We start from the raw sequence: 25702 nt of genomic DNA on the forward strand, positions 1-25702 counted from the left end.
CGGGGCTGCGGTTACCGTGGTGGCCGGGGGAGTCCGCCCAGGGGAGGGGAGAGCGCAGTGACGCTCAAGGTCGTGGGTCTGTACCGGTTTCCGGTGAAGTCGATGCTCGGCGAGGAGCACGAGCGTCTTGAGTGCGACGCGCGCGGCGTCGTCGGCGACCGGTGGTGGGCCCTGCGCTACCCCGACGGCAAGCTCGCCAGCGGCAAGAACCACCAGCGCTTCCGCCGCACCCCCGGCATGCTGGAGCACCATGTGACCTACGACGGGGACGGCACGCCGGTCATCACCGCGCCGGACGGCGCGATACTGCGGCCGGGCGACCCACGCGTCGCCGAACGCTTCGGCGAGGGCGTCGAGCTGGTCCGCGAGGGCGAGAGCAGCCACAAGGACGTCTCCGCCGTCTCCGTCATCGGCACCGCCTCGCTTCGCGCCGTCGGCGGCCTGCTGGGTGACGCCGGCCCCGTCGACGTACGGCGGCTGCGCAAGAACGTCGTCGTGGAGACCGACGAGCCGTGGATCGAGGAGGACTGGGTGGGCCGCGAGATCACCATCGGCGGGGACGGGCACGGGGACGGACACGGGGACGGGGGTGTGGACCGGGGCTTGGGCCGGGGCGCGGAGCCGCCGCTGCGGCTGAGGGTCGTCAAGCGCGTCAAGCGCTGCGTGATGGTGACCCAGGCCCAGCCGGGCCTGCCCGTGGACAGCCGCGTCCTGAAGGCCCTCACCGCCGCCCGCGGCATGTGCCTCGGGGTGCACACGGACGTCGTGATGCCCGCGCCGATCGCCCTCGGCGACACGGTGACCGTCCGATGAGCCGACGCACCGCCTCGGCCCTGCTCGCCCTGTTCGCCGTCCCGGCACTGCTGACCGGCTGTGATACCGACGGCAAGGCGCGGGGCGGCGCTTCGGGGTCCGACGCCGAGGCGGGCTCCGCGCTCGCCGCCGTGGACACGCTCACCGTCAAGGGCCGTGCGCCGAAGACCGGTTACGACCGGGCCAGGTTCGGCACCGCCTGGGCCGACACGGACTCCAACAGCTGCCCGACCCGGGACGACATCCTCAAGCGGGACCTGAAGGACGTCACGTACCAGGACGGGGACTGCCGGGTCGCCTCCGGAAAGCTCGCCCCCGACCCGTACACCGGCAAGGAGGTAACGTTCCGGCGCGGGCGCAGCCAGGTCGACATAGACCACCTGGTCGCCCTCTCCGACGCCTGGCAGAAGGGCGCAGCACGGTGGAAGCCGAGCAAACGCATCGCCTTCGCCAACGACCTTATGTTGGCGGCGTAGGTGTCTCACGGTGATGTGTCTCAGGGGTGGGGTAGTCGAGTGACCGGGTGGTGTCCCACAGGAGACGGTCTCTCAACAAATAACCAAAGCAGGGGACGCAAGTGACGGGACGAGTGATCCGGGCTGCGCGGGGGCGTGGCGTCGCCGCCGCGCTGGTTCTCGGCGTGGCGCTGGCCGCTTGCACGGGAAGTGGCCAGCCTGGCGAGAGCGGCCCGTCGGACGAGGGCGCGTCGGCCTCCCGCGGGCAAGAAGCCAGCCCTTTGACGAACCCGGACGGTACGAGGCCGGGGCTGGCAGCGATCTCCTCCGACGAAGACAAGGCGGCGGCGCGCGAGTTGATCGCCGAGCTGTCCACCAAGGGGCGTGGTCCGAAGACGGGGTACGCCCGTGACCGGTTCGGCTATGCCTGGATGGACACGGCGGACGGTGTGCCGTTGGCCCGTAACGGCTGCGACACCCGGAACGACTTGCTGAAACTCAGCGGCCGGGAAGTCGACTTCCGTGCCGGTTCGGACTGCGTGGTCGTGTCGATGACCCTGCACGACCCTTATACGGGCAAGGACATCGCCTGGAAGAAGGCGAAGCCGATGGAGGTCCAGATAGATCACATCGTCCCGCTGTCGTACGCCTGGCAGATGGGCGCGGCCCGCTGGGACAAGCAGAAGCGGCAGCGCCTGGCCAACGACGTGCTGAATCTTCTGCCGGTCTCGGGCCCCGCGAACTCCGCCAAGCAGGACTCGGGGCCGGCGTCCTGGTTGCCGCCCAGCAAGGCGATCCGCTGCTCGTACGCGGTTCGCTTCGCGCAGGTGGCGGAGAAGTACGAGCTGTCCGTCACGGCGGCGGACAAGAGCACGATGCTCAAGCAGTGCGGCGGTTGAGTGGCTAGCTGCCCAGCAGGGTCTGTACACAGGCACTGTCAGAGCCGTGTGGAACTGTGTGCGCCATGGGTGAACTGGTGGAGCAGGTCGACGATCAGGACCGAGTACTGAGAGTTGTCGAGCGTGGTGAGGCCATTCGAAGCGGGTGGCTGCACCGCGTCGCGACGACCGTCTGCCGCCGCCCCGACGGCAGGATCCTGGTGCATCGACGGCCGCAGACCATGTCCCGGTTCCCCGGCCAGTACAACTGGCTCGTGGGCGGGGCCGTGGACGTCGGCGAGTGCTACGAGGAGGCGGCTGCGCGGGAGCTCGCCGAGGAGTTGGGTGTCAGCGCCTCACCGCAGTTCGTCTTCAAGTACCTGTGCCGGGGGGCCATCAGTCCCTATTGGATGGGGGTCCATGAAGTGGTGATCGAGGGAGAGGTCGTCGTCGACCCGACAGAGGTCGCCTGGCATGAATGGCTCACTCCTCAGGAGTTTCTGGAGGCGAGACAGCGATGGAACTTCGTGGAGGACAGCGCTGGTGCCTTGAAGCTCTACGTCCAGCGGCGGCAAGGCACGGCCGGGACGGCCTGCTGAATCACGACTGAGCCGACCAGGCCCCGGCGGATGCCGGGGAATTCCGGAGCTGCTTCACCACTCCGCGCTGCTCTTCGTCGAGGTGAGCTCGCAGCTGGTGTGCGTCTGCTTCCAGCTCGGCGTTCCTGAGCGTGAGGATCTGGATCTGGTTCGCATACGCCGCGACGGTCGATCGCAGCTCCCGGATCTCGGCGGCCTTCTCGATGCGGAGCTCGTGCACGGCCTTCCTGAGCCGGGTGATCTCCTGCCTGAGCTCGTCGGCTTCGGGTCGTTTGGCCTGCGGGGCACCGAGGACTTCCTTGATCACCGCCGAGACGGGTGAGCGGTAGTACGAGGCTCGGGAGACGCCGGCCTCGGTGCAGATGTTCACTGCCGAGGTCCGGCCGTCGGTGATCTCGGGCCGCCCGAGCATGAGCTGCTCGAAGGCGTGCATGATCTTTCGGTCGATGTCGGTCAGGGCGGGGTTCTCCCGGGCCAGACGCGCGAAGGCGGTGCGGGCGGCCCGGAGGGTCTCGTCCGTGGAGTCGGTCATCGGTGGGTGTCCTCGTGGTCGATCTCGGCGATCAGGCGGGTGAGCGTGGCCAGGTGCTCGGTGACGGCGAGTTGCTGAAGCCGTGGAAGCCCGGTGGCTTCGCCGAGTTCGGCCTGGGCCATGTCACGCGCGCGCTCCAGGCGGGGCATGTGGACGGCGGCACGGCGTGAGTTGGGGCAGCGCATGCACATGTCGAGCATGGGGGCAGGGCGGCCCAGAGGCTTGGCGCGCTTGCGGCAGACGGCGGTCTCGGCTTGGTAGAAACAGTCGTTGAGGACACCGGGGTGCAGGGTCTTCGTCAGGTGGTGCAGCAGCGACCTGAGCCGGGCGGGGCCGGCCACTGCGCCCGGCAGGTCGCCGAGTTCGCTGCGGATGCGGTCGAACTCGGCCTCGACCCGCTGGCTGGCGCCGCCCGCGGAGCGCCCGCCTTCGTTCCAGTCGTGGTAGAGGTCCTCGACGTAGTCCAGTTTGGCGACGGCCTCCTCGGCGGCGACCTCGTCGGCGAAGCCGGAGGCGGAGGTTCCCGCGTACCCCTCGAACATCGCGATCGACGCGTGCTTGTACTGGCGGGCGCCCGCAACCACGCCGAACGGCTGGTGAGCGATGTGCCAGGCGAGGGTGCGGCGGAACTGCCGGGTGTCGAAGGCCCAGGGGAGGGTGGTGGACTCCGTGGTCTCCTCACCTTCCCTGGCGGGCGGCAGGGAGTCGTTCTCCGGGGATGCGGAGGGCGCGGGCACGTAGAGTCCGTCCGACGTGCTGAACAGCTCGTTGAGGTGATCCCGGAAGGCCCGGATCCGCCGGGGCATGTTGCTCAGCAGGACGTGACCGTTGCGGCCGCCACCGTCGTAGCCGAAGAGATGGCCGGGGTCGCCGTTGATCTCCAGCAGAACGGCAACGGCCTGGTGGACGACGGCCAGGACCACCCACTCGGCTTCCTCCCCGATCAGCTTGCGCCCCTTGCCCTTGTAGACCCTGCCGCGGATCTTGTACCGGGGGCGTCCGTCGGCTCCGACTTCGGTGACCGCGCAGTCGCGGCCCAGCTCACGTACCTCCGCATCACGCATGCCCGACAGATAGGCGATCACGATCCAGCACGCCGTGCGCAGGAATGACGACTCGGTGGCCAGAGTGAAGGGACTGAGCCGGGATCGCCACGGCTTGCCCGAGCCCGGCCACGTGGACATCGGCGTGTCCAGGCCGCCCTCCTCGTACCCGAGGCTCTCCCCGGCTTCTGCCATCAGTGCTCGCAGGTGTACAGCCTTCCCGCAGCCGGAAAGGAGGGAGACGAGGGTGTGGTTGGGGCTCTGCGGAACCCCGTCGACCGTGACGGCGTCGGGCACGGTGTGGGCGACCTCAACAGGCACCGCGGGGATGCCCCGACCGGCTGCCCGGCGACCGGCAATGAAGGCCAGGGCTCGCTCACGTGCCTGGCCATGTCCCAGGCTCTGGCCCTTGCGTGCCGCTTTGAGTGCAGAGATCTCCTCCCGAGTGGCGAGAATGTCGTTGCTTGCCGTCTCTACGTAGAAAACAGCAGCTCGCAGCAGCGGAGCGAGGACCTCCTCGGGGATGCGGGGCGTGATGTTTTCGCCCTTGATCCGCTGTACACCGGCGATGCCGTAGGCGCTGCGGCCGTTCCAGGGGAGGATGCTCAGCCTGTCCGCGGACAGGAACGGCCCATGTGCTGCCAGGTGTTTGATCAGGGTGACGTTACGGATGGCGGTGTGCGGGCTGCTCTTCCACTGCTTCAGCACGGCGTCCAGGTGGGTGCGGTCCACGTCCGACAGCCGTGTGGCGCCCACATCGCGTAGATCCTTGGCGACGGCGGCGAAGGTGCGAAGCTCTCCGGCCGCTGCCGTGGCCTTGAGCGGGCCCAGCCCCAGCGAGCCTCGGCGGAGGCGGGAAGCGACGTACTCCTTGGCCGTACGCCGCGTCACCGGGTCACTGATCCGCGTGAAGTCGAGCCGCCATGTCCGCCATGTACGGGGAAGCACACACCGCAGGTCCCAGATGTCGTCGGTGAGGAGCGGGCCTCTGCCGGGCAGGCCGACCGTGAACCGCTTCGGCAGTACGAACTTCTCGGCTTCCCGGGCTTCCTCGGCTTCCTCGGACGACAACGGGCCTGCTTGCTGCGGCCCGGGCGTCGGGACGGTAGTCATGCAATGACCTCCAGAAACGACGGGGGCAGTAGCAACTGATCACCGTCGGCCTCGGCGATGGCCTGCGCCGTGGCGATCTGGCGCGTACTGAAGCGGGCATGGACCCCGTGGACGATGCGGTCCCACGCGAGACCGAACCGCACGTTCCACTCGGCGTCGGAGTACTCCTCGCGCTGCTGCTCCAGGAAGCCCAGGAAGGACAGCAGGCTGGGCAGATGGCGGCTGGTGAAAACGGCGTTGGGACACTCCAGGCAGCCCCAGGCCGGGACCGGGCAGGCGGCACCGGGCTTGCGCGCGAACGGCGAGGCGAAGAAGTCGCGGCAGGAGGCGAGCCACACGTCCTGCTCGCCGCTGAGGGCCGACTCGATCTCCTGTGTACTCAGCATGGCCTCGCCGTCGTCGAGACGGCCGCCGTCGTCCGACAGCACCACCGGCGGGGTCGCACGCGCGTCGAGCGCCTGCTCAAGCCCTGCCTCAACTGCCTGGTCGTGGGTTTCCTCGTGGGCGTCGATGTCCGCGTAGTGCTTCGCCGCGACCGGCCGGGTATGACCGGATGCGAAATCCTCGAGCACTCCACCCGTCCGCAGGTACTGGCGTGACTTGACGGTCTTGCGCACCCGGCGCAGATCGAGGGCGACTGGTCGGCCGTCGCTGTCGGTGAGGTGGGTGAGCCCTTGCGCGGACATCCATTCCCGGGTCACGGCCGACGAGCTGTACGGGCCATCGAAGGACGCGCGGGCCTGCCCGGAGCCGCTGACGTCGCACCACAGCGCGTCGGGGCCGATCAGTTCGCGGGTCCGTTTCGTCAGGCGCAGCGCCAGCCGGAGCACCCCGCCCGGAAAGCGCAGCGAGCCGCCGTCGGAGACCCTGACCGTCTTGTGCACGGAACCAGGGGAGCGCTTCTTGACGTAGGCGACGCTGACATATCCGCGAGCAGGACTGGTCAGGCAGTCGGCTCTCAACCGCCGGATGCACTCGGGTTCCATGCCGGTCTGACAGGCCAGCAGAAGGAGGAAGGGCACCAGGTCCCGCGCCGTGAGATGGAGACGGCCGTTGAGTTCCGACCGGCCGCCCCAGGAACGCAGCATCGTGTACGAGACGTCGTCGGCGGCCAGCGGGCCGTGGTTCGCGATGTACCAGAGGACGTTCTCCAGCCGGCCCCAGCCGTGCTGGCGTGGGTCGCGGCCCGTGGCGGCCAGTTTCTCGCCTGCCAGGATCCTGTCGCGGACGCGGGCGACGTCGTCTCGGGCGGCACGCTCCAGTTCGTCGAGCACCAGGAACGGGTACGCGTCGAGCGGTTTCGAACCCCGGTGGGCCGACGCCGACGTGTAGCCCAGGCGGGCGTGAAAGGCGGTGCCGAAGGCGCCGGGGCACGCCTCGTGCACCAGCTTCAGCAGCCGTACGAGGTACGTCATCACCAGGTACGGTTCCTTGCTCGTCTCCCCGTACCGGGCGATCAGCCGCAGCTCGAAAGCGTCCAGGAGGCCGGAGTTCAGGTCGCCCAGGCGCGGATCGGCGGCAGAGCCGGGGAGAGCGGTGGCGACGAACTCAACGAATTCCCGGACATACCTGACAAGTCGGCGGACACCGCTGCGGCTTCGCAAGGTTCCGGGCGCGTTGATGACCTCGGTGAAGGCGGTGGCGAGGACCCGGGTGAGGCGCGGACACGGCAGATCGGACAGGTCGATGTGCTCGGGCTCCCCGTCCAGATCCACCGTGAAGGCCACCGGGCCGATTGACGGCACCAGGTCTGTCGCATCCGGCGTGTCGACCGCGGCGGGGAAGCGGACGCGGCGCGGGCTCACCGGCCCTCCTCTGATTCCGGGCGGATCCGCTCGAAGGCGGCGGCCTGGTCGTCCCAGTCGTCGAGAGCAGCGAGCACGAGCTCCTGGGCCTCGTCCAGCACGTCCAGGTAGAGATAGACCGTCGCCTCGTGGCGATGGCCGAGCAGCAGTTGGAGCCTGCGCAGGGGGTTACCGACGAGCAGGCGTTTCACCTCGGCGTGCGTGAACCGCCGGTCCTCCCGCATGCCGAGCGCCCGGACGGTCTGCCGCAGCAGAAGACCGAGCATGTGGACGGCGAAGGAGTGCCGAAGGGTGTGTGGGTGGACGTCGAAATCCAGCCCGAGGGCCGCGCACCGCTCGTTCGCCCGCCGGAACACCGACTGCCAGGTACTGCTGCGCAACGGCAGCCCGTTCTCTGCCAGCCACAGCCACAGCGGTCCGCTCACGCGGCTTCGACCATCGACCTGCATGAGGCGTGCCCGGTCCGCTGTGCCGATCCGCGAATACGACCAGCTGGTGCCGGACTCGAGCGCCAGGGCCTGCCGGTTCGCCCGGCGCACCGGAAGCCGATCCGCGCACGCCTCGTACACCCCCTCGACGCGCCGCCGCTGCACGAGCTCGTCCCGCTCGATACCGACGTAGTGGTGCAGGTCGCGGGCGACCCGGGGGCGGACGTAGACCGCCCGTGCCCGGTTGCGTTTCGCCACCGCGCCGGAGACGGTGATGTCGCCGAGCACGCGTCTGCCGGTGACCTGCGGCAGCTCCGTCGTCAGCAGGCTCGTGGCCTCACCCAGCCGCATCCCGGTGCAGATCAGCAGGTCGGCGAAGAGGGCGTTGCGTTCGCCGTTGCGTCCCCGCCACCCCGGATCGGGGGAGCCGTCCGGGAGCAGGCCTCGCAGGCCAACGTCCCGCCAGAGCATGAAGTCCTCATGCGACAGAAAACTGACCGGTTGCCGGGGCACCTCGGGCTCGGCGTCGGCGTTGACGCGAACCCGCTTCGGCCCTTGCGGCGACACCACGGTCTTGTCGACGTACCGGAACGGCTCGGCCGACAGCAGCTCCTCGTAAAGCGACCACTGCACCCACTTGTCGAGCGCGGCGACGGAGCGGTTCCAGGTCGCCGCCGACACCTTGCCCGGCCCGTCACCGTGTAGCCGTACGGACTTGTAGGCACGGAGGTCGGAACCGTCCGTGTCCCAGATGGACTTGCCGCCCCGGGACTCGTGGAGGAACCGGCAGTAGAGCATGACGTCGCTGCTGTAGGCGATGCGGCTGTTCTCCGACCGCACGCCCCAGCTGTCCAGGTCGCGCAGGAAGCGGTTGAGGTGGAGGTCGTAGCTGCCGTCGGGACCGAGGATGAAGGCTCTGCCCTCGTCAGCACCGGCTCGGCAGAGGACCGCGCCTGTATCGAAGGGGAGTTCATCCGTTGTGGATGCCCTGACTGCTGTCCTGTGCAGCAGCACTGTCGCTTCCGAACAGGTATCAGCGTCGTCCGAGTCCATCATGCGCAAGTCGTCCTCCCCGTGTGAGACAAGCCGTACGCGCACATAACGGGACTCTCGAAGAGACAGTTACGGGTGCCGACATAAACGACCCGCTCAATCTCCTCGCCGTCGAAGCCGGTCCCAACCGCAGCAAGGGTGACGGCGACACCGCGACCTGGCTGCCGCCGGACAAGGGCTTCCGCTGTACGTACGTGGCCGGGCAGGTCGCGGTGAAGAAGAAGTACGGGGTGTGGGTGACCGGCGCCGAGCGCGACGCCATGAAGAAGGTGCTCTCGGCCTGCCCCGGGGAGGAGCTGCCGGCGGGTGGCGCGCCGACCAACGCTCCGGGGCGCTTCCACGCGAGGTGACGCGGGACGGTGCCGGAGAGGAAAACGGGGTGCCGATGCGGGCTCCGCCGGTTAGCGTGCGCCGCATGGACCTCAAGATCACGACTCTCGCCGAGCGGCCCGAACTCGCCGGCCCCCTCTGGAACATGGCCGAGGACTGGCCGGAGTTCACCCTGCACGACCCGGTCGGCTGGTCGTTGATCGGAAGCCTCCTCAAGGAATTCCCGGAGTACGTCCTGGTCGCCACGGATGCCGATGCCGATGCCGCCACCGACGCCGACGCCGGCAAGGTCGTGGCCCGCGCCTTCAGCGTGCCGGTCGGGCTGCGCGCTCGCGCCGGGGACGAGCTGCCCGACCGGGGCTGGGACCAGGTCATGCTCTGGGCCTTCTCCGACCTGAAGCACGGCAACGCCCCCGACACGGTGAGCGCCATCGAGATAACCGTCGACCGCTCGGCGCAGGGCAAGGGTGTCTCCGGGCGGATGCTGGCGGCCTTGCGGGACAACGCCCGCGCCCGCGGCTTCACGGAGGTCGTCGCGCCGGTACGCCCCAACGCCAAGCATCTCGAACCGGCCGCGCAGATCGACGAGTACGCGTACCGCACGCGCACGGACGGTCTGCCCCACGACCCCTGGCTGCGGGTCCACGTGCGCGCGGGCGGCGTGATCGAGAAGGTCGCGCACGCCTCCATGACGGTGTCCGGATCGACCGCGCAGTGGCGTGAATGGACCGGACTGCCCTTCGACGAGGAGGGCCCGGTCGAGGTCCCGGGCGCGCTCGTGCCGGTGCACTGCGAGGCGCGGCGCGGATACGCGGTGTACGTCGAGCCGAACGTGTGGGTACGCCACACGCTCTGAGGAGCGGCCTCCCGTGCGCGGGTCAGCCCGTGAGCTTGTCCAGGTCGAGGACGTCGCCGGCGGGCGGGGCCGTCTTCACGGGCTCGTCGTAGTCGGCGAAGGTCAGGTGCTCGGGCTTCGCCTTCTTCACGTCGATGACCTTCAGCAGGTAGGGCTTGCCCTCGGTGGCGACGTAGACCGCGTACTCGTCCTTGGAGTCATGGGCGGAGATCCTGACCGCGGGGGTGCCGTCGACCGTGGTCGTCGTACCCCTGCGGGCGTTGGAGTTGAGACTGCCGAAGCCGTCGATCAGGTGGTCAAGGTCGCACATGGACGCGAGGTCCTTGGCGTCGGCGCCGGTCGACTTCCGCTTCGCCCAGCGGTTCGCGAGCAGCGCGACCGAGGCATCCACCTCGTCCGCGGGCCCCTCCTCGCCCATCGTGCGCACGAACCTCTCGTCGAACTTGACGTACACCGTGTCGTCACCGGGAACGATCAGGTCGAACGAGTCCTTGTCGATGATCTACATGGTGCCCGCGCACTTGCCCGAGGTGTCCAGGGCCAGGTTCACCTTCGTCCGGCCGGTCTCCCTGCTGTCGACAAGAGCTGCTCCGGCTGCCGCTCGCCGGACAGCGCGGCTACAGCGAGCGCTTCCGCGAACTGGCCGCCTTCGAGGACGCCCTGCGCCTCGCGGGCAGACTCGGCGAGCGGCTGGTGCGCGGCATGCACGACGGACTGACGGACGGCACGCTTCCACCGGGGCCATGACACAGGCTCCGAGGCAACCGGACGGAACCGGCCCGTGGGGCGGCGGCGTGACCAGTACGGCAACGGTTCGGTACATCCCGGGACCGGTTCACCGCGTCGGCCTATACGCTCGAAACGCATTCGTTCGTCCTTCAGGTACCAGGAGCAGCCATGCACGGCCCCGGCTACGCGCCGCAAGTCCAGCCGCCCCCTTCCGGCGGAAACCATGTGACGTTGCGCGTGGTCCTCGTGGTGCTCGCGGTGATGTCGTGCGGGATGTTCGCGTGGGCGCCGATGCTGCGGCTCGTCATCGTGACGCGCAAGGTCCACGACTGGGTGCTCCTCGCCGTGGTGACCGCGCTCGACATCACGGCGTTCATCCTGATCGGGACCGACCCCGGCGAGGACGAGTTCCAGGCTTCCGGCAACACGGGCATGGTGGTGCTGATCTGCACGATGACGGTCACCGTCGCCTACTACCTCTTCGCGGACATACGCCACTTCAACCGGCACCAGCAGCCGCAGTTCACCGGCTACGCACCGCAGGCGCCCTCCTACGGCTACCCCGGCCCGCACACCCCCGTACCCGCCCCGACGCCGACGCCGGCCCCGACGCCCGCCCCGGCCCCGGTGTACCCGCCGGACCAGCAGACCGCGCAGCCGCCGACGCGTCCCGCGCCCGCCCGCATCCACCAGGTCAGGGCCGAGCTCGATGAACTGAGCGACTATCTGCGCAAGCAGGAAGGCGGCAACTGACCGTGGCAGCGGGCACGCCGCCGGGCGCGGCGGCGGGCGGCCGCGTCGTCGCCGGGCGCTACGAACTCTCCACCCTCATCGGCCAGGGCGGCATGGGCCAGGTCTGGACGGCGTACGACAAACGCCTCGACCGCCGCGTCGCCGTGAAGCTGCTGCGCCCCGACCGTGTCGCGGGCGCCGAAGCGGAGGAGCTGCGCCGCCGCTTCGTGCGCGAGTGCCGCGTCACCGCGCAGGTCGACCACCCCGGCCTTGTCACCGTGCACGACGCGGGCAGCGAGGCCGAGGACCTCTACCTCGTCATGCAGTACGTCGACGGCGCGGACCTCGGCGACCACCTCGCCGAGCACGACCCCTACCCCTGGCAGTGGGCCGTCGCGGTCGCCGCGCAGCTCTGCGCCGTCCTCTCCGCGGTGCACGCCGTGCCGATCGTGCACCGCGACCTCAAGCCGCGGAACGTGATGGTCAAGCAGGACGGCACCGTCAGCATCCTCGACCTCGGCATCGCCTCGGTGATGGACACCGACACCACCCGCCTCACCCACACCGGATCGCCGATCGGCAGCCCCGCGTACATGGCACCGGAACAGGCGATGGGCGGCGCGGTCGGCCCGTACACCGACCTGTACGCGCTCGGCGTGCTGCTGCACGAACTGCTCAGCGGCGAGGTGCCGTTCTCCGGCGCCACCGCGCTCGGCGTCCTGCACCGCCACCTCTACGAGCCGCCGCTGCCGGTCCGCCGGCTGCGCCCCGAGGTCCCGCAGGCCCTGGAGGCGCTCGTCCTGCGCCTGCTCGCCAAGGACCCCCAGCACCGCCACGCCAGCGCCCAGGAGGTCTACGCCGACCTCGAACCGCTGCTGCCCGCGCGCGGCACCCCCTCGGGCCGGCCGCTCGACCCGACACGGCCCTTCCTGCGCCCGCACGCCCCGTGGCCCGACCGGGCCGCGACGCCCGCGGCCACGCCCGACATGCCCGCGCAGCCGCCGGGGGCGCCGCCGCAGCACGACGTCGCCCGTGCCGTCGAGGACGTCAAGCGGCTCCTCGGCGAGGGCCGCATCACCCAGGCCGTGGACATCCTCGGCTCGATCCTCCCCGCCGCCGCCGCGAAGCACGGCGAGCACTCACCCGTCGTACGCACCCTGCGCAAGCAGTACGCGGCCACGCTCATGGACGACGGCCAGTACCGTCGCGCCCTGCCCGAGCTGCGGCGCCTCGCCGACGAACGGGCCGCCGAGTCCGGCCAGGCCGACCCGCACTCCCTCCAGTTCCGCTACGAGGCCGCCCAGTGCCTGGAGCAGCTCGGCGAACCGGCCGCCGCGCTCGCCGAGTACCGCGCGCTGCTCCCTTATTACGAGAACCAGTACGCGACGGACGACCGCCGCCAGTCCCTGGAGCTCCGCCGCCGGGTCGGCCAGCTCCTGCTCGCCCTCGGCGACCGGCCCGCCGCCCACGACACCCTGGCGCGGCTGCTGCACGACGCGGAGATACTGCACGGCCCCGGCCACCCCTTCCCCCAGGAGATCAGGCGGACGCTCCAGTGGCTCGGACAGGTGCGCGGATAGCACCGGGCGGGGGAGCGGGCGAGAGTGCCCGGACTCCCCGCGAATCGTTGGTCGAATGGCTGGCCGAGAAGACGGCCACTGCCTACCATCGATCACTGCCGGACCTTGTGCGCCCGCCCGTCGCCCGACCACCACCCCTGGTGGAGGCGCGTACGCGCCACAGTAATGTGCACAAACTTTCAGCAGGGAGGCCCACCTTGCACCGCCGCAACAGCCGCCGCACCGCGCTCGTCCTCTCCACCGCCGCGCTCGCCGCGGCCCCCCTCCTCACCGCCTGCGGCAACGAGGCGCATCCCGGCGCCGCCGCCGTCGTCGGCGGCGACCGCATCACGGTCGCGCAGCTGGAGAGCCGGGTGAACGAGGTGCGCGACGCGCAGCGGGCCGCCATCCCCGACGACGCCCAGTACTCCCAGGCCATCGCGAAGTCCGGCGGCCTGACCCGCTCCACACTGCACACGATGGTCCTCGACAAGGTGCTGCACCGCGCCGCGGCCGACGCCGGGGTCAGTGTCACGCGCCGCGACATCCAGACCATGCGGGCGGGCCTGGAGCAGCAGGCGGGCGGCAGCAAGGAGCTGGAACAGGGCTGGCTCCAGCAGTACAGCGTGGCACCGGCCCACCTCGACGCCAGCCTGCGCACGGAGATCGAGGCGCAGAAGCTCGCGAAGAGGCTCGGCGCGGACATGAACGCGCCGGAAGGCCAGGCGCTCTTCTGGAAGTCGCTCACCGGGGCCTCCAAGAAGCTCGACATCGACCTCAACCCGCGCTACGGCACATGGGACGTCGAGAAGAACAAGCGTGCCGACGCCAAGACCCCGTGGGTGCGCGAGGTGACCGACGCGAGCGCCGGGGACGCCGACCAGCAGGCATAGCGCGCGGGCGCGGCAGGGCGGCGGCGTCCGGAGCGCCGGCGGGGCGGGTTACGTTCGACGGGTGAACGAGACCGAGACCACGCCCCCGGCCGCCGCCCCCTCCGTCGGCCGCGTCATCCTCCTGACCACCAGCCACCGCGTCGCGCCGGGCCTCCTGTCCTGGCCCGCCTGGCAGGCCCTGCACGGCGCCGACGAGGTGGTCTGCGGCGACGCGCGGCACCCACAGCTCCCGTACCTGCGTGAGGCGGGCGTGAGCGTCACGCACGCCTCGCCCACCGCCGAGGAGCTGGTCGACGCCTGCGCGGGCGGCCGTACGGTCCTGGTCGTCGCCACGGCCGAGGGCGACCGCGGCCTCACCGACGGCCTGGCGCGCCTCGCGGGCTCGGGCCGCGTCGCCATGCCGGACCTGGAGCTGCTCCCCGCCTCGTACGACCTGCCGGGCGCGCGCCTGCTCGACCTGGTCCAGGTCATGGACCGGATCCGCGAGGAGTGCCCCTGGTCCTCGCGGCAAACGCACAAGGGCCTGGCGAAGTACGCGATCGAAGAGGCGTACGAACTGGTCGAGGCGATCGAGGTGGGCGACAGGGAGGAGCTGCGCGAGGAGCTCGGTGACGTGCTGCTCCAGGTGGTCTTCCACGCCCGTATCGCCGAGGAGGACCCGGAGAGCCCCTTCTCCGTCGACGACGTCGCGGGCACCATCGTCGAGAAGCTCATCCACCGCCACCCGCACGTCTTCGGCGACGACTCCGCGCAGACCCCGGAAGAGGTCAAGGAGCACTGGCGGCGCACCAAGGCCGAGGAGAAGCAGCGCACGTCGGTCACGGAAGGCGTCCCGCTGGGCCAGCCGAGCCTGGCCCTCGCGGCGAAGCTGGCCTCGCGGGCGCGGACGGCCGGGCTTCGGGTCCAGGTGCCCCGGGGCGAGGGCATCGCCTACGAACTCCTCGCGCTCGCCCTGCGCGCGGAGGCGGAGGGCGTGGACCCGGAGTCGGCACTGCGGGTCGCCGCACGGGCCTACCGGGACGCCGTCCTCGCCGCTGAGGGGGCGGAGCGCCGATGACCGGGCCGGAGCTCTTCACCTGGGAGTTCGCCACGGACCCCTACCCCGCGTACGCCTGGCTGCGGGAGAACTCGCCCGTGCACAGGACCACGCTGCCCAGCGGGGTGGAGGCATGGCTCGTCACGCGGTACGCCGACGCCAAGGAGGCCCTCGCCGACCAGCGGCTCAGCAAGAACCCCGCCCATCACGACGAGCCCGCGCACGCCAAGGGCAAGACCGGCATCCCGGGCGAGCGCAAGGCCGAGCTGATGACGCATCTGCTCAACATCGACCCGCCGGACCACACCCGCCTGCGCAGGCTCGTCACGAAGGCGTTCACGCCGCGCCGCGTGGCGGAGTTCGCCCCGCGGGTGCAGGAGCTGACGGACGCCCTCATCGACGCGATTCTCGACAAGGACGGCGAGGGCGGCGAGGAAGGAGAGGTCGGCAAGGACGGCCAGGAGAAGGGGGTGGCCGATCTCATCCACGAGTTCGCCTTCCCGCTCCCCATCTACGCCATCTGCGACCTGCTCGGCGTCCCCCGCGAGGACCAGGACGACTTCCGCGACTGGGCGGGCATGATGATCCGTCACGGCGGCGGCCCGAGGGGCGGCGTGGCCCGGTCGGTGAAGAAGATGCGCGGCTATCTCGCCGAGCTGATCCACCGCAAGCGCCTCGACCCGGGCGACGACCTCATCTCCGGCCTGATCCGCGCCTCCGACCACGGCGAGCACCTCACGGAGAACGAGGCCGCCGCCATGGCCTTCATCCTGCTCTTCGCCGGTTTCGAGACCACCGTCAACCTCATCGGCAACGGCGTGTACGCCCTGCTGACCCACCCCGAACAGCGCGAACGCCTACAGAAGGCGCTGGCCGACGGCGACACCGGGCTCCTGGAGACCGGCGTCGAGGAACTCCTGCGCTTCGACGGTCCCGTGGAGCTCGCCACCTGGCGGTTCGCCACCGAGGAGCTGTCCATCGGCGGGCAGCGCATCGCCGCGGGCGACCCCGTCCTCGTCGTCCTCGCGGCCGCCGACCGCGACCCCGAGCGGTTCGAACACCCGGACACCCTGGACCTCTCGCGCCGCGACAACCAGCACCTCGGCTACGGCCACGGAATCCACTACTGCCTGGGCGCGCCGCTCGCCCGTCTGGAGGGCAGAACCGCTCTCGCGACGCTGCTGCGGCGCCTTCCTGACCTGCAACTGGCGGTCGATCCGACGGATTTGCGGTGGCGTGGCGGGCTGATCATGCGCGGGCTGCGGACGCTGCCGGTGGAGTTCACATCCGCACAGGGGCGGGCCGGGAACTGACGGGGCGTCACGATTGTGACTTTCACGTGATCTCCGCTGCATCGACTTGTGACAAGCGTTCGACTGCGGCTACGTTCACGTCGACTCGGGCACCCCGTTGCCCGGTCGCCGCACAAGTCTCCCGAAAGGCAACCGCATGCTCTCCGGCAATGGTCGTCACCGACGCCCCCGCCAGGCCCCGGCCCTCATCGTCGCGGCAGGAGTCACCGGATCCGCCATCGCCATCCCGCTCCTCGGAGCGACCAGCGCGAGCGCCGCTCCCACGGTGACGTGGGACAAGCTCGCCGAGTGCGAGAGCGGCGGCGCGTGGAGCGCCAACCCTGGCAACGGTTACTACGGAGGGCTCCAGCTCTCCCAGGAGACCTGGGAGGCCAACGGTGGCCTCACCTACGCGCCCAGCGCCGACCAGGCCTCCAAGTCCCAGCAGATAGCCGTGGCCGAGCGCGTCCTGAACGGCCAGGGCCCCGAGGCGTGGCCGAGCTGCGCCCCGATCGCCGGCCTCACGGACGACGGCGCCGCGGCCGACGTGGACCCGGGCGACCCGATCATCCCCGAGCCCTCGGGTTCGGCCGGCTCCGGCACGTCCGGTTCCGGGGACTCGGAGAAGCCGGAGAGGTCGGAGAAGTCGGAGAAGAAGGAGGACTCCGAGAAGACGGGGGACTCCGAGAAGAAGGACGAGTCGTCCGACGAGGCGTCAGGGAGCGGAGACAAGCCCTCCGACGACGCGAGCGACACGCCGGACTCCGACTCCGGTTCCGACCAGGGGAAGGATCGCGACAAGTCCGGCAAGAAGGACAGCAAGGACAGCGAGGGCAGCAAGGACGGCAAGGGCGACGAGGCGGAGCCCGACGGCAAGGCGGAGAAGGGCGCGTCGGACGGCTCGGACGAGTCCGCGGACGGCGAGAGCACTTCGCCCACGGGCAGGGACGAGGACTCCGCTTCCTCCGCGGGGCGGCACCGCGGCGGCAGCGCGCAGGAGAGCGGTTCGGGCGCCGACGGGAGCCCCTCCGGCGACCGTTCGGGCCGGCACGCCTCGCGCGGCGGCGAGCGGACGGACAAGCCGGCCGACGGGACGTACAAGGTCCGCTCCGGCGACAACCTCTCGGCGATCGCCGACGACCACGGTGTGGACGGCGGTTGGTCCAAGCTCTACACCAAGAACAAGAAGACCGTCGGGGATGACCCGGACCTCATTCTCCCCGGTCAGAGCCTCGTTTTGGGCGAAAAATAGGGGTACTTGACGATGCGTCGGCGGGGTACTTCGCGTCGAATGCCCGCTTTGGCGCGAGTGAGAGATGGGTCTCAGAAGCCCTGATCGTCTTTGAAATTCGGGTGGTCCCCTGTCTACGGTCGTGACCGCTCGCCATTGGTGGGCCCCGCCGGTCGGTACGCCGAATCCTGCCAACGGCCGGACGGGAACAATCGTCGCTTCGAGCGCCGTAGGCAGGAGCGGGGGACCCAAGGTAAGTGCCGGGCCCGGAAGTTCGGCTCCGAACAGGAGCGGGACGTACGGACCGGCTAGGGGTGGAGCCGCACTCGGGAGAGTGCGGCCGGGCAACTTCACTGGCCCGAACCCGACAGCTCACCTCGCAGGCGTCGGTGAGGGGATCAACTCATGCTGTTTTCCAGCAAGGGCAAGCACCGCCGTCCGTCCAAGGCCACCCGTGTCGTCACGCTCGCCGGTGTCACCGGTGCCGCCGTGGCCGCCCCGCTGATGGCCGCCGGTTCGGCCTCGGCCGCCACGACCTCGGAGTGGGACGCGGTCGCCCAGTGCGAGTCGGGCGGCAACTGGTCCATCAACACCGGCAACGGTTACCAGGGCGGCCTCCAGTTCTCGCCGTCCACCTGGGCCGCGTACGGCGGCACCAAGTACGCGTCCAGCGCCGACAAGGCCTCCAAGGCCCAGCAGATCGAGATCGCCGAGAAGGTCCTCGCGGGCCAGGGCAAGGGTGCCTGGCCGAGCTGTGGTGTCGGCCTCTCCAACGCCTCCGGTGGTGGCGGCGGCCAGCAGCAGGCCCCGCAGCAGCAGACCAAGCCGAAGCCGCAGCAGACGCAGCAGCAGGCCGCCCCGCAGCAGCAGCAGGCCCCGCAGCAGCAGGCCGCGCCGAAGCCGCAGCCGGCGCCGCAGACCCAGACCAAGAAGACCGTCGAGACCCCGACCGGCAAGACGGTCGAGAAGGGCGACGGCGAGTACAAGGTCAAGACGGGCGACACCCTGTCGAAGATCGCCGAGTCGCACGACGTCAAGGGCGGCTGGCAGAAGGTCTACAAGCTCAACGGCGACATCATCGACAACGCCGACTTCATCTACCCGGGCCAGCAGCTCCACCTGAGCTGACCGGCGCGGTCACGGCCGTGCCTCGGCGGACGCACGGCCGTCCCCCCCGTCCCCACGGGCTCCCCGCCCCGGTGCGCGTATCCCCCGTACGCACCGGGGCGGGGCCATGTCCGCTCCCGGCCTCCGACTGTCCGCCCCCGGCCGTCCGCCCCCGTTGTTCGCCTTCAGCGAGCTACCGGCCGGTAGGAACGCGGGCTTCCGTCCCGTTTCCCCGGTATTTGGGCGCTCGGGCGTCCCACGGGGCGGGCGGTCGGCTGGCCGAAGGCTCCGGGCCGGTTAGGCTCAGGAGACGCAGGGCCGAAGCGGCCCCGCGTAAACGCGTCACATCCCAGAAGGAGATGCTCGTGCCGTCCATCGACGTCGTCGTAGCCCGGGAAATCCTGGACTCCCGAGGCAACCCCACGGTCGAGGTCGAGGTCGGCCTCGACGACGGCAGCACGGGTCGTGCCGCCGTCCCGTCCGGTGCCTCCACCGGAGCCTTCGAGGCCATCGAACTCCGTGACGGTGACCCCAACCGTTACCAGGGCAAGGGCGTGGAGAAGGCCGTCCTCGCCGTCATCGAGCAGATCGGCCCGGAGCTCGTCGGCTACGACGCCACCGAGCAGCGGCTGATCGACCAGGCCATGTTCGACCTGGACGCCACCGACAACAAGGGCTCGCTCGGCGCCAACGCCATCCTCGGCGTCTCGCTCGCCGTCGCGCACGCCGCGTCCGAGGCCAGCGATCTGCCGCTCTTCCGCTACCTCGGCGGTCCGAACGCGCACCTGCTGCCCGTCCCGATGATGAACATCCTGAACGGTGGGTCGCACGCCGACTCCAACGTCGACATCCAGGAGTTCATGATCGCCCCGATCGGCGCGGAGTCCTTCTCCGAGGCCCTGCGCTGGGGCACCGAGGTCTACCACACGCTGAAGAAGGTCCTGAAGGACAAGGGCCTCTCCACCGGCCTCGGCGACGAGGGCGGCTTCGCCCCGAACCTGGACTCGAACCGCGCCGCGCTCGACCTCATCCTTGAGGCCATCAAGAAGGCCGGCTACGTCCCCGGTGAGCAGATCGCGCTCGCCCTCGACGTCGCCGCGTCCGAGTTCTACAAGGACGGCTCGTACGAGTTCGAGGGCAAGACCCGCTCGGCCGCCGAGATGACCGAGTACTACGCGGAGCTCGTCGCCGCGTACCCGCTCGTCTCCATCGAGGACCCGCTGTTCGAGGACGACTGGGCCGGCTGGAACGCCATCACCGAGAAGCTCGGCGAGAAGGTCCAGCTGGTGGGCGACGACCTGTTCGTCACCAACCCGGAGCGCCTGGCCCGCGGCATCGAGGAGAAGTCCGCGAACGCCCTGCTGGTCAAGGTCAACCAGATCGGTTCGCTGACCGAGACCCTGGACGCCGTCGAGATGGCCCAGCGCAACGGCTTCAAGTGCATGATGTCCCACCGCTCCGGTGAGACCGAGGACGTCACCATCGCCGACCTGGCCGTCGCCACCAACTGCGGCCAGATCAAGACCGGCGCCCCGGCCCGCTCCGAGCGCGTCGCCAAGTACAACCAGCTCCTGCGCATCGAGGAGATCCTCGACGACGCCGCCGTGTACGCGGGCCGCAGCGCCTTCCCGCGCTACAAGGGCTGAGCCGTGCCACAGGCGTAATGCCCGGTTACCTACGTCCCCGCACCCGGTCCCGTACCGTGTGCGGGGACGTAGTCACGTGCACGCGCTGCTTCGGGGAGGCAGAACCATGGGCAAGGCCGGGACCAGGGACCGGTTCTCCACGGCTACCCGGCTACGGCTGCTCGGCGAGCAGACCGCCGAGCGTGTCTACCGCTCCCAGACCAAGCGCCAGGCCCGCCGCTCCCGGCTCACCGGCCGGGCCGCGCTCCTCGCGCTGGTGCTCTGCTCGCTGGTCGTGGTGCTCGCGTACCCCATAAGGCAGTACGTCTCGCAGCGCACCGAGATCGACAATCTGCGCCGGCAGCAGACCGAGCACCGGGCCGACGTGGAGAAGCTCCGCGACGAGAAGGCCCGCTGGCAGGACGACGCGTACGCCGAGCAGCGCATCCGGCACCGCCTGCACTACGTAATGCCGGGCGAGACCGGCTTCACGGTGATCGACCCGGCGGCGGGCAAGACCCGGCGCGCGGACCAGGGCGCGGCGTCGCGCCCCTGGTACTCCAACGTCTGGGACAGCGTGGACAAGGCCGACCGCCCCACCGACTGACCCCGCCCCCCCGACGACCCACCTTTTCGATCGCGCCGCCGATCGCCCACCTGATGGAAAGACAGGCATGCACACGCCCCCGCCGACCACCCCGCGCACCGAGCCCACCGACGCCGACGTCGAGGCCTTCAAGGAGCAGCTCGGCCGTCCGCCCCGCGGGCTGCGGGCCATCGCGCACCGCTGTCCCTGCGGGCAGCCGGACGTCGTCGAGACGGCGCCGCGCCTCCCGGACGGGACGCCGTTCCCGACGACGTACTACCTGACGTGCCCCCGCGCCGCGTCCGCGATCGGCACGCTGGAGGCCAACGGCGTCATGAAGGAGATGTCGGAGCGGCTCAAGACGGACCCCGGACTCGCCGCCGCGTACCGCGCCGCGCACGAGGACTACATCGCGCGCCGCGACGCCATCGAGGTCCTGGAGGGCTTCCCCAGCGCCGGCGGCATGCCGGACCGCGTGAAGTGCCTGCACGTCCTGGTCGGCCACTCCCTGGCCGCTGGCCCCGGCGTGAACCCGCTGGGCGACGAGGCGCTCGCGATGCTGCCCGAGTGGTGGGCCAAGGGCCCCTGCGTCACGCCGTGCGCCACCGAGGACGCCACCGAGGACGCCAACGAGGACGCTGCCGACGGGGGCGCCGAATGACCCGCGTCGCCGCGATCGACTGCGGCACCAACTCCATCCGGCTGCTCGTCGCCGACGCCGACCCGGCCACCGGCGAGCTGGTCGACCTCGACCGCCGGATGACCATCGTCCGCCTCGGCCAGGGCGTGGACAGGACCGGCCGCCTCGCGCCGGAGGCCCTGGAGCGCACCTTCGCGGCCTGCCGCGAGTACGCCGAGGTCATCAAGGAGCACGGCGCCGAACGCGTCCGCTTCGTGGCGACCTCCGCCTCCCGCGACGCCGAGAACCGCGACGACTTCGTACGGGGCGTGCGGGACATCCTCGGCGTCGATCCCGAGGTGATCAGCGGCGACCAGGAGGCCGAGTTCTCCTTCACCGGCGCCACCAAGGAGCTGACGGGCCGCGACGACCTCGCCACGCCCTACCTGGTGGTGGACATCGGCGGCGGCTCGACGGAGTTCGTCGTCGGCACCGACTCCGTCCTTGCGGCCCGCTCGGTCGACGTCGGCTGCGTCCGCATGACCGAGCGGCACCTCGTCCACGACGGTGTGGTCGCCGACCCGCCGGCACCCGGGCAGTTCGACGCGGTCCGCGCGGACATCGAGGCGGCCCTCGACCTCGCCGAGCGCACGGTGCCGCTCAAGGAGGCCCGCACGCTGGTCGGCCTCGCGGGCTCGGTGACGACGGTCGCCGCGATCGCGCTCGGCCTGGAGGAGTACGACAGCGAGGCGATCCACCACACGCGGCTCCCCTACGAGCGCGTGCGCGCCATCACGCACCGCCTGACGGCCGCCACCCACGCCGAACGCGCCGCGATCCCCGCGATGCACCCGGGCCGCGTCGACGTGATCGCCTCGGGCGCGCTGGTGCTCCTCGCGATCATGGACAGGATCGGCGCGCGGGAGGTCGTGGTGAGCGAACACGACATCCTCGACGGCATCGGCTGGTCGATCGCCTGAGCGCGTCGCATGGCGTCTGAGCGGGCAGAAGAGGGGCCCTGAGGGGCTTCGGCGACAGTCCGTCGGGAAACTTCGTGAAGTTCTTCACAAGAGATTGGGTCCCGATGGGCCAGGTTTTCTGGCTCCAGGCCCCCGAAAGGGGCGTTCAAAGGCTCTCGCGGCCTTCGGTCCAGGGGGTCCGGCAGTCGGCCGGGAGGGGGCGCCGCGCGGTGGTTCGGTCCGCGCCGGGCGATGGACGAGCAGCTCACGAGGGGTGAGCAACGACTCGCGTGGTGCCGTGGTTCCCCTCGGGCAACATGACCTCGGTCACGTGGGCGGCGAAGTGTAGCAGAGCCCCCACCCATGCTTGTGAAGGGGCGCACGAGCGACCCCCCTGAGACGGGTGGATACTCGATGGCATGAGCACCACGGAGCGTCCCAGGATCCTCGTAGTAGGCGGTGGGTACGTAGGCCTGTACGCAGCTCGGCGCATCCTCAAGAAGATGCGCTACGGAGAGGCGACCGTCACGGTCGTCGACCCCCGGTCGTACATGACCTACCAGCCCTTCCTCCCCGAAGCCGCCGCCGGCAGCATCTCGCCGCGGCACGTCGTCGTCCCGCTGCGACGCGTGCTGCCCAAGGCTGAGGTTCTCACCGGCCGGGTCACCACCATCGACCAGGACCGGAAGGTAGCCACCATCGCCCCGCTCGTGGGCGAGGCGTACGAGCTGCCCTTCGACTACCTCGTCATCGCGATGGGCGCGGTCTCCCGCACCTTCCCGATCCCCGGTCTCGCCGAGCAGGGCATCGGCATGAAGGGCATCGAGGAGGCCATCGGCCTGCGCAACCACGTCCTCGAACAGCTCGACAAGGCTGACTCCACGACCGACGAGGAGGTCCGCCGCAAGGCGCTGACCTTCGTCTTCGTCGGCGGTGGCTTCGCGGGTGCGGAGACCATCGGCGAGGTCGAGGACATGGCCCGCGACGCGGCCAAGTACTACAACAACGTGAAGCGCGAGGACATGCGCTTCGTGCTGGTGGACGCCGCCGACAAGATCCTGCCGGAGGTCGGCCCGAAGCTCGGCCAGTACGGCAAGGAGCACCTGGAGGGCCGCGGTGTCGAGGTCTACCTCTCGACGTCCATGGACTCCTGCGTCGACGGCCACGTGGTCCTGAAGAACGGCCTCGAGGTCGACTCCAACACGATCGTGTGGACCGCGGGCGTCAAGCCGAACCCGGCGCTCTCCCGCTTCGGTCTGCCGCTCGGCCCCCGCGGCCACGTGGACACGCAGACCACGCTCCAGGTGCAGGGCACCGACTACATCTGGGCCGCGGGCGACAACGCCCAGGTGCCGGACCTGGTCGGCCGCAAGGCCGGCAACGAGAACGCCTGGTGCCCGCCGAACGCCCAGCACGCGCTGCGTCAGGCGAAGGTCCTCGGCGACAACGTCATCTCCGGCATGCGGGGCTTCCCGCAGAAGGAGTACAGCCACGCCAACAAGGGTGCGGTCGCCGGTCTCGGCCTGCACAAGGGCGTCGCGATGATCGTCATGGGCAAGATGAAGATCAAGCTCAAGGGCCGTCTCGCCTGGTACATGCACCGCGGATACCACGGCATGGCGATGCCGACGTTCAACCGCAAGATCCGCGTCTTCGCGGACTGGACGCTCGGTATGTTCCTCAAGCGCGAGGTCGTCTCCCTCGGTGCTCTGGAAGCCCCGCGCGAGGAGTTCTACGAGGCCGCCAAGCCGGCCCCGAAGCCGCAGGCCGCGGCCGAGCCCGCCCCGGCGGTCAAGGCCGAGGAGAAGGCCAAGGCCTCCTGACCCGGCGTCACTGATCCACCCCGAAGGGGGCCGCCCGCCATCCGTGGTGCGGGCGGCCCCCTTCGGCGTGCCCGCGCCGCCCCGGCAGGTAGGTGCCCTGGGCATCTATTTTGCCGTTCCGTGACGTGATTACGGGACTGCGCACCGTGCCTTTCGGTGTTTACGTGGTGTTGGACCGTTCCGGGACACGTCCCCCGTGCGCGTGTGCGAGGGACCCCTCTTCCACGGAGGTGTGCGCCATGCAGGACGCCGCGCTGCGGCTGAAGAACCTCGCCGAGCAGCTCATGGGAGCCCCACTGCCGGTGCGTATCCGCGCCTGGGACGGGTCGGAGACGGGCCCGCCGGACGCCCCCGTCCTCGTCGTGCGCAACCGCCGCGCCCTGCGCCACCTGCTGTGGAAGCCGGGCGAACTGGGCCTGGCCCGCGCCTGGGTGGCCGGGGACCTGGACGTCGACGGCGACCTCTACACGGTCCTGGACCGGATGGCCGAGTTCATCTGGGAGCGCGACGAGGACGCCCGGAGCCTGAGCCAGTCGCTGCGCGACCCCGCGGTCAGGGCCGCGGTCCGCTCGCTGATCGCCCTCTCCGCGCCGTTCCTGCCGCCCGCGCCGCCCCCGGAGGAGATGCGCAGACACGGCCGTCTCCACCGGCACACCAAGGGCAGCGACCGGAAGGCCATCAGCCACCACTACGACGTGGGCAACGACTTCTACGAGCTGGTCCTCGGCCCCTCGATGGTCTACTCGTGCGCCTACTGGGAGTCGCCGCGGAGCACCCTGGAGGACGCCCAGCGCGACAAGCTGGAGCTCATCTCCCGAAAGCTCGGCCTGAAGCCCGGCATGCGCCTGCTCGACGTCGGCTGCGGCTGGGGCTCCATGGCGATCCACGCGGCCCGCGAGCACGGCGTCACCGTCGTCGGCGTCACGCTCTCCCAGGAGCAGGCCGCGTACGCCAGGAAGCGCATCGCGGAGGAGGGCCTGACCGACCGGATCGAGATCCGCGTCCAGGACTACCGCGACGTGCGCGACGGTCCGTACGAAGCCATCTCGTCCATCGGCATGGCCGAACACGTCGGCTCCGAGCGCTACTTGGAGTACGCCCAGAACCTGTACGCCCTTCTCGTGCCGGGCGGGCGGCTGCTCAACCACCAGATCGCGCGCCGCCCGCAGGCCGACGAGTCCACGTACTCGGTGGACGAGTTCATCGACGCCTACGTCTTCCCCGACGGGGAGCTCGCGCCGCTGGGGACCACCGTCGGGCTCCTGGAGCGCGCCGGGTTCGAGGTCCGCGACGTGGAGGCCATCCGCGAGCACTACGCCCTGACCCTGCGCGGCTGGGTCGCCGATCTGGAGGCGAGGTGGCAGGAGGGCGAGCGGCTCACCTCGCCGGGGCGCGCCCGCGTCTGGCGGCTCTACATGGCCGCCTCCGCGCTCGCCTTCGAACGCAACCGCATCGGCGTCAACCAGGTCCTCGCGGTGAAGACCCCCACGAGCGGCGCCTCGGGGATGCCGCTGCGGGCCCGCGACTGGCGCGCGTAGCCAGGCGTACGCGGAAGGGGCCCCGGGCGGTGATCTCGCGATCCTCCGCCCGGGGCCCCTTTCCCCTG

22 protein-coding genes, 2 pseudogenes and 1 riboswitch are annotated in these 25702 nt (G+C 70.4%); of the genes and pseudogenes, 19 read left to right on the forward strand and 5 right to left on the reverse strand.

The genetic code is table 11. The features are described 5' to 3' along the window. The first annotated feature begins 57 nt into the window (after positions 1 to 57). From ACRAKF_RS23325 to ACRAKF_RS23340, 4 genes and pseudogenes are all read left to right on the forward strand, one after another. A complete protein-coding gene (locus tag ACRAKF_RS23325) occupies positions 58 to 813 on the forward strand; it encodes an MOSC domain-containing protein (RefSeq protein ID WP_447039295.1) in 756 nt (251 codons plus the stop codon). Continuing rightward, a pseudogene (locus tag ACRAKF_RS23330) lies at positions 810 to 1271 on the forward strand (HNH endonuclease family protein); the annotation flags it as partial. The gene ACRAKF_RS23325 and the pseudogene ACRAKF_RS23330, both read left to right, overlap by 4 nt. Before the next feature lie 134 nt (positions 1272 to 1405). After that, complete coding sequence (locus tag ACRAKF_RS23335; RefSeq protein WP_447042130.1) at positions 1406 to 2167, forward strand: HNH endonuclease family protein; 762 nt, start codon at positions 1406 to 1408, stop codon at positions 2165 to 2167. Between the two features lie 65 nt (positions 2168 to 2232). Then, complete coding sequence (locus tag ACRAKF_RS23340; RefSeq protein ID WP_447039296.1) at positions 2233 to 2745, forward strand: NUDIX domain-containing protein; 513 nt, start codon at positions 2233 to 2235, stop codon at positions 2743 to 2745. Between the two features lies 1 nt (position 2746). Here ACRAKF_RS23340 and ACRAKF_RS23345 read toward each other — a convergent pair whose 3' ends face one another. The 4 genes from ACRAKF_RS23345 to ACRAKF_RS23360 are packed head-to-tail and all read right to left on the reverse strand — an operon-like array spanning position 2747 to position 8680. After that, positions 2747 to 3277, reverse strand: coding sequence for a hypothetical protein (locus ACRAKF_RS23345; protein WP_447039297.1), 531 nt, complete (start codon positions 3275 to 3277; stop codon positions 2747 to 2749). Further along, positions 3274 to 5433, reverse strand: a complete 2160-nt coding sequence (locus ACRAKF_RS23350; protein WP_447039298.1) for a hypothetical protein — start codon at positions 5431 to 5433, stop codon at positions 3274 to 3276. The genes ACRAKF_RS23345 and ACRAKF_RS23350 overlap by 4 nt, the downstream gene beginning before the upstream one ends. Beyond that, entirely contained in the window at positions 5430 to 7238 is a 1809-nt protein-coding gene (locus ACRAKF_RS23355) for a hypothetical protein (protein WP_447039299.1), read from the reverse strand. The genes ACRAKF_RS23350 and ACRAKF_RS23355 overlap by 4 nt, the downstream gene beginning before the upstream one ends. Next, complete coding sequence (locus ACRAKF_RS23360) at positions 7235 to 8680, reverse strand: tyrosine-type recombinase/integrase (RefSeq protein ID WP_447039300.1); 1446 nt, start codon at positions 8678 to 8680, stop codon at positions 7235 to 7237. Before ACRAKF_RS23360 ends, ACRAKF_RS23355 begins: the two co-directional genes overlap by 4 nt. Positions 8681 to 8805: 125 nt before the next feature. Here ACRAKF_RS23360 and ACRAKF_RS23365 point away from each other — a divergent pair. Continuing rightward, positions 8806 to 9069 (forward strand): annotated as a pseudogene (locus tag ACRAKF_RS23365) (GmrSD restriction endonuclease domain-containing protein); the annotation flags it as partial. 65 nt (positions 9070 to 9134) lie between these two features. Then, on the forward strand, positions 9135 to 9905 hold the full coding sequence (locus ACRAKF_RS23370) for an N-acetyltransferase (protein WP_447039301.1): 771 nt from the start codon (positions 9135 to 9137) through the stop codon (positions 9903 to 9905). A gap of 22 nt (positions 9906 to 9927) precedes the next feature. Here the strand turns inward: ACRAKF_RS23370 and ACRAKF_RS23375 are convergent, their stop codons facing one another. Beyond that, complete coding sequence (locus tag ACRAKF_RS23375) at positions 9928 to 10359, reverse strand: hypothetical protein (RefSeq protein ID WP_447039302.1); 432 nt, start codon at positions 10357 to 10359, stop codon at positions 9928 to 9930. A gap of 443 nt (positions 10360 to 10802) precedes the next feature. On the opposite strand from ACRAKF_RS23375, the gene ACRAKF_RS23380 reads away from it, so the two are divergent. The 13 genes from ACRAKF_RS23380 (at position 10803) to ACRAKF_RS23440 (ending at position 25634) form a co-directional block, all read left to right on the forward strand. Further along, on the forward strand, positions 10803 to 11387 hold the full coding sequence (locus tag ACRAKF_RS23380) for a hypothetical protein (RefSeq protein ID WP_447039303.1): 585 nt from the start codon (positions 10803 to 10805) through the stop codon (positions 11385 to 11387). A gap of 2 nt (positions 11388 to 11389) precedes the next feature. Further along, complete coding sequence (locus ACRAKF_RS23385) at positions 11390 to 12946, forward strand: protein kinase domain-containing protein (RefSeq protein ID WP_447039304.1); 1557 nt, start codon at positions 11390 to 11392, stop codon at positions 12944 to 12946. Between the two features lie 197 nt (positions 12947 to 13143). Further along, complete coding sequence (locus ACRAKF_RS23390; RefSeq protein WP_447039305.1) at positions 13144 to 13818, forward strand: SurA N-terminal domain-containing protein; 675 nt, start codon at positions 13144 to 13146, stop codon at positions 13816 to 13818. 61 nt (positions 13819 to 13879) lie between these two features. Next, positions 13880 to 14875 carry a nucleoside triphosphate pyrophosphohydrolase gene (locus ACRAKF_RS23395; protein ID WP_447039307.1) on the forward strand — a complete coding sequence of 332 codons (996 nt, stop codon included), beginning with the start codon at positions 13880 to 13882 and terminating at the stop codon, positions 14873 to 14875. Next, complete coding sequence (locus tag ACRAKF_RS23400; RefSeq protein WP_447039308.1) at positions 14872 to 16167, forward strand: cytochrome P450 family protein; 1296 nt, start codon at positions 14872 to 14874, stop codon at positions 16165 to 16167. Before ACRAKF_RS23395 ends, ACRAKF_RS23400 begins: the two co-directional genes overlap by 4 nt. Before the next feature lie 136 nt (positions 16168 to 16303). Continuing rightward, positions 16304 to 17398 carry a transglycosylase family protein gene (locus ACRAKF_RS23405; RefSeq protein ID WP_447039309.1) on the forward strand — a complete coding sequence of 365 codons (1095 nt, stop codon included), beginning with the start codon at positions 16304 to 16306 and terminating at the stop codon, positions 17396 to 17398. A gap of 194 nt (positions 17399 to 17592) precedes the next feature. Then, positions 17593 to 17778: riboswitch (cyclic di-AMP (ydaO/yuaA leader) on the forward strand. A 4-nt stretch (positions 17779 to 17782) separates the two neighbouring features. Further along, the gene (locus tag ACRAKF_RS23410) at positions 17783 to 18505 is read left to right on the forward strand and encodes a transglycosylase family protein (RefSeq protein ID WP_447039310.1); all 723 of its coding nucleotides are present in this window, start codon (positions 17783 to 17785) and stop codon (positions 18503 to 18505) included. A 344-nt stretch (positions 18506 to 18849) separates the two neighbouring features. Beyond that, on the forward strand, positions 18850 to 20130 hold the full coding sequence (gene eno / locus ACRAKF_RS23415) for a phosphopyruvate hydratase (protein WP_447039311.1): 1281 nt from the start codon (positions 18850 to 18852) through the stop codon (positions 20128 to 20130). 106 nt (positions 20131 to 20236) lie between these two features. Beyond that, positions 20237 to 20716, forward strand: coding sequence for an FtsB family cell division protein (locus ACRAKF_RS23420; RefSeq protein ID WP_447039312.1), 480 nt, complete (start codon positions 20237 to 20239; stop codon positions 20714 to 20716). 67 nt (positions 20717 to 20783) lie between these two features. Next, positions 20784 to 21356 carry a DUF501 domain-containing protein gene (locus ACRAKF_RS23425; RefSeq protein WP_447039313.1) on the forward strand — a complete coding sequence of 191 codons (573 nt, stop codon included), beginning with the start codon at positions 20784 to 20786 and terminating at the stop codon, positions 21354 to 21356. Further along, positions 21353 to 22294: a Ppx/GppA phosphatase family protein gene (locus ACRAKF_RS23430; RefSeq protein WP_447039315.1), complete on the forward strand. Its 942-nt coding sequence runs from the start codon at positions 21353 to 21355 to the stop codon at positions 22292 to 22294. Before ACRAKF_RS23425 ends, ACRAKF_RS23430 begins: the two co-directional genes overlap by 4 nt. A gap of 398 nt (positions 22295 to 22692) precedes the next feature. Next, on the forward strand, positions 22693 to 24096 hold the full coding sequence (locus ACRAKF_RS23435; RefSeq protein WP_447039316.1) for an NAD(P)/FAD-dependent oxidoreductase: 1404 nt from the start codon (positions 22693 to 22695) through the stop codon (positions 24094 to 24096). A gap of 239 nt (positions 24097 to 24335) precedes the next feature. Continuing rightward, a complete protein-coding gene (locus ACRAKF_RS23440) occupies positions 24336 to 25634 on the forward strand; it encodes a class I SAM-dependent methyltransferase (protein WP_447039317.1) in 1299 nt (432 codons plus the stop codon). The last annotated feature ends 68 nt before the right edge of the window (positions 25635 to 25702 follow it).

Source organism: Streptomyces sp. DSM 118878 (assembly GCF_052936595.1).